Genomic DNA, 4,372 nt, shown 5'->3' with positions numbered 1-4,372 from the left:
CTTGTTGCATATAGTGATGATACCCGTCCATTCCTTGAGCTGCGGGAGCTCTTCAATAACTGCGTCTGCTTTCATCTGAGCATCGCTGCCCCAGTTCTCGCCTGTTATGAGCTTGTCCGTATTTATGCCTAAATTGCTGCGGAGCTGTGAAGCAACATTTTCAATAGCAGAATAGTCGGCAACTATCTTTGAGGTATCGCCGTTAATACCTGTTGTAAGGCTGTCGCAGAGCTTCTGCTTTATCTCGGGAGAGAAGGTGGACTGAGCCACTCTTTCACCAAGCTCGGAGGAACGTGCGACAATGCTCTCAACAGCGTTCCAGTCTGCATTCTCGTCAAGCTTCAGTGTGCCGAAATACTTCACAAGCTCGGGCTGTGCCGATGTTACCTGTTCTTTCAGAGCGTTGAACTGATTTATCTTGTCATAGTACTGTGTTATATTTTCCTTTGTGACCGCCGAAGCTGACTTTGCGTGAGCAGCAAGCTCCTTTACGAGCTTCTTGCTGCCCATGCTCTTTGCAAGGAACCACTTGCCCTGTGCGGTTTTCCACCTTACAAGGGCATCGGAAGCGTTGTATGTCAGCACTGACGGCTCAAACTGTGAAAGGAGCTCGTCCTTTACCTGAGAAAGGGACTTACCTGTACCGATAAGTGCCTGTGCAGGCTCTTTGAAGCCGTTCCAGCGGCTGTCACTTATGATATTCGGCAGAAGCTGCTCACCCTTTGCAGAGGCTGTGATTATCTCAGCTGCAAGCTTGCATTCCTCAAAGGTCATTTCACTGCTGCCCGTAAACGACGCAAGCTGAGCAGTATCGCCCTGTGCTGCCGTAAGAGCTGTTTTCAGCTCCTTGAGCTTTGCTTCCATAGCTCCGCGTGTCTCGGGAGTACATTCCGAAAGCTCGCAAACACCGAGAGCTGTTGTCGTAACATCTCCGAACTCACGGCCTGCCGCCGCAAGGCTTTCAAGAGTATCTCTCCATGCAGTGTAGGAAGTCTCGCTCATGGCGTCAAGCTGCTCGTTGGTGAATGTGAACTTTCCGCCGGAGCTGCTGTTCTTTTCATATCTTACCGCTGCATCGTACATTGAGCAGCCGAAATTGCGCTTTTTGTGTATCTCCTCCATAGTGCCGTTGAGCTCCTTACGCATTTCGGCTATCCTGTCTGCTTGTGCCTTATACTCAGCAGGCTTCTTGATACGGCCTACATTAAGAGTTTCCTCAAGCTGTTTGAGAACGGCTCTCTTCTGGGCTTTATTGGAGTGGAGCTCTATGCAGAACGGTCCGAGTCCCACTTTGTTCAGACGCTTTTCAACTACGGACAGCGCAGCCATTTTCTCAGCGACAAAGAGTACGGACTTTCCCTGATACAGTGCGCTTGCTATCATGTTCGTGATAGTCTGCGACTTACCGCTTCCGGGAGGTCCGTGAAGCACGAAGCTCTTGCCCTGTGAGGCTGCATATACTGCTGCAAGCTGAGAAGAATCGGCACTAAGCGGAACTACAAGATCTGTAGGAGCTACATTATTGTCAAGGTCGAGTGGAGATATATAGAGGTCGTCCCCTGCCCACTCGGTCTTACCCGAGATAAGGCTTGCAACTACCTTGTTTTTGGCAAGCTCGTCCGCACGGTTGCGGATATCGTTCCACATAATGAAGCGGTTGAAAGAGAACTGCCCTATAAAGGCATAGTCAACTATATCCCAGCGGGGCTGTGACATGATGTTCTGTCTTACGGTATTCAGTATGAGCTGAAGATCAACGCCGTTTTCGTCCTCGGGCACGGGATCAAGTCCCTTGATATCTATACCGTAGGTCTGGCGTATGTACTCCAGCATGGTAATGTTTACCTGAGTATCCTCGTCGCGCATACGGATAGCATAGGCTTTCTCCTGAACCTTGCGGATAATATCAATCGGTACAAGTATGAGCGGAGCATAGCGCGGCTTATCACTTTTTTCAGTCTCGTACCAGCGCAGGAAGCCAAGTGCAAGGTAAATTGTATTTACGCCGTTTTCTTCCATGCTTACCTTTGCCTGTCTGTGGAGCTTCTTCATTATCTTTTCAAGGTCTGATTCCTTAAGGAAAGTACGCAGACGGTGACTTTTGAACTCGGACTCAGATATAGTTGTGATGATATCCTTTTCGTTCTCTATTTCATATATCTTGCTGTCGGACATCTGCAATGTCATGTCGTTGGGCATGGGCATTACCTTGAAGTCCTCGCCGTTGGTCATCTCGTCCTCAAGTACGCCGAGGTCGCTTACCATGAGCTGAACGCTCATTGCTGTTGCACGGAAGTTGAGAAGGCTGTTCCTTAAACTCAGGTCGAGGAGCTTTCTCTCCCACATTACCTGCTTTGTGACCTCCCGTGCCTCTCCGCTTACAGCCTGTGCGGAAATATCTATCTCATTGGGAGCTGAGGTTATCTCCGATTTTTTACGTGCGCCGTAGTCCACTGCCTTGAAGGTTCCGTTCTCGGAAACTCTTGACGGTACGGGACGTATGCCGCTTGAACGTGTACGGCTGATATCTATTGCAAAGCAGAACTTTGCCTCGTCGTCAAGGTGAGCGGCAGCGTGCTTTTCCGCGCTGTCAAAATCCGTGTTCTTGCCCGCTACGAAATCAGTACACTCCACAAGACTTATCGCGTCTATACCATGAGCGATACGCTTTGTGAGAGCTGACATATCATACTGTAAACAGTCGGAGAAAGTCTCCTCCTCCAGCCAGCAGCCCGCAAAGGCGTGTCCCTGTACGATCACCATAAGAGGATTGAGTCCCGCAGCTTCAAGGCATGAGCAGTAGAGCACGGCAAGGTCAAGGCAGGTACCCTGTCCTGTCTCAAGGACTGCATCGGGCATACGTATACGCTGAGCTTCCTCAAAGCTTGCGGGAGGCATGGTATATGCGATATTCTTCTCCTGCAATGCCGCATATATCGCTCCCATCTGCTGTTTTACTATATTTGGGTTCTTAGTCTGATAGCCTGTAAATGACGGATCGCCGCACCATTTTTTCAGGTAAGCTCCTGCCGCTGCTACTATCTCCTGCACCTTCGGATGATTGGGAGCAACAAATGCAGCCGCAGTTTCGGGCATGAAGTTTATTCCCGACCACTGGTCATAGGCAAGGAGCTCAATGCTCCTGCTTTCCTCGGAGATCACCTCGTCGCCGATAAAAGCCTGTATGGTAACGCTTCCCACAAGCTTTTCCGTAAGGCTGAAAAGAAAGTCAGACAGCAATATGATATTCACAGGAGAGATCTCCACAGGCTGTGACGGCTTAAGGTCAACGGGCACAGACTCGAATACCTTTGCAAATTCAGGTTCAAAGCTTATCCTGAGCCGAACATTTTTCAGTTCTTCATCAGTATTATTGGTCATTACCATATTTCTGAATACCGGAACATAGTTCTGCTGCATTGCAAAATTGATCTGAGCAGTCATATTGCCGCCAAATGTTATCTTATTTTCCATACAGTCCTCCATTCTGCCATCGGCGATACATAATACTATTTCTATAATACCACATTTTGATTTATTTTACAATATTTACCGCAAAAAAAGTAAACAAAAAGCTGCCCGAAGGCAGCTTTTAACGTATTACAGATAGGATCAGCTTTTATGTACGATAACTCCGCCTGTCTTGTAAATACTGTCAGACGGGATAACTCCTCTTACGCAGCTTGAAGGGTAAATATTTGAATTTGAACCGACAACTGTACCCGGATTGAGAACGCTGTTGCAGCCGACCTCTACATGATCGCCCAGCATTGCACCGATCTTCTTGATACCTGTCTCGATCTTCTCATCGCCTGACTTGATGACCACATTGGTCTTGTCTGACTTTACGTTTGAGGTTATGGAGCCTGCGCCCATATGCGACTTATAGCCGAGAATACTGTCGCCGACATAATTATAGTGGGGAGTCTGCACATTGTCGAAGAGGATAACATTTTTGAGCTCGACGGAGTTTCCGACTACGCAGTTCTCACCAACAAGAGCGCTTCCTCTGATAAAAGCTCCGTGGCGTACCTCTGTGCCTGCACCGATTATACACGGAGCTCCGAGGTATGCTGTGGGGAAAACCTTTGCTGTCTTATGCACCCATACGTTTTCCGACGGATTGTCATACTCGTCGCTGCTGAGTGTTTTTCCGAGCTCGATAATGAAGCTGCTGATGCCCTTGAGCGCTTCCCATGGGTATGTGAACCTGCTGAGGTAATCCTTGGCAGCTGTATGAGAAAGATCATAAAGCTCCGCTATAGTGATATTATTCATTTTCAATTCCACTCCTGATATTCATAAATATTGCACATATAATTATACTCCCCATACAGCATATTGTCAAGGATTTAAGGAATTTTTGTACTTA

At 48.1% G+C, this 4,372-nt stretch carries 2 protein-coding genes; both read right to left on the bottom strand.

Features of this window, described 5'->3' with window-relative positions; translation table 11 throughout:
- On the bottom strand, positions 1–3,474 hold a 3,474-nt coding region (locus tag K5677_RS13825; RefSeq protein ID WP_296729118.1), incomplete at its 3' end, for a DUF4011 domain-containing protein.
- A 138-nt stretch (positions 3,475–3,612) separates the two neighbouring features.
- Complete coding sequence (locus tag K5677_RS13820) at positions 3,613–4,278, bottom strand: UDP-N-acetylglucosamine pyrophosphorylase (RefSeq protein ID WP_296729116.1); 666 nt, start codon at positions 4,276–4,278, stop codon at positions 3,613–3,615.
- Between the last annotated feature and the right edge of the window lie 94 nt (positions 4,279–4,372).

The organism is Ruminococcus sp., assembly GCF_024684275.1.
This window is presented reverse-complemented; position numbering and strand designations above follow the sequence as displayed.

Excerpts from the sequence above, each read along its gene's own strand:
- K5677_RS13820 (WP_296729116.1), bottom strand. The coding sequence starts at position 4,278 with ATGAATAATATCACTATAGCGGAGCTTTATGATCTTTCTCATACAGCT.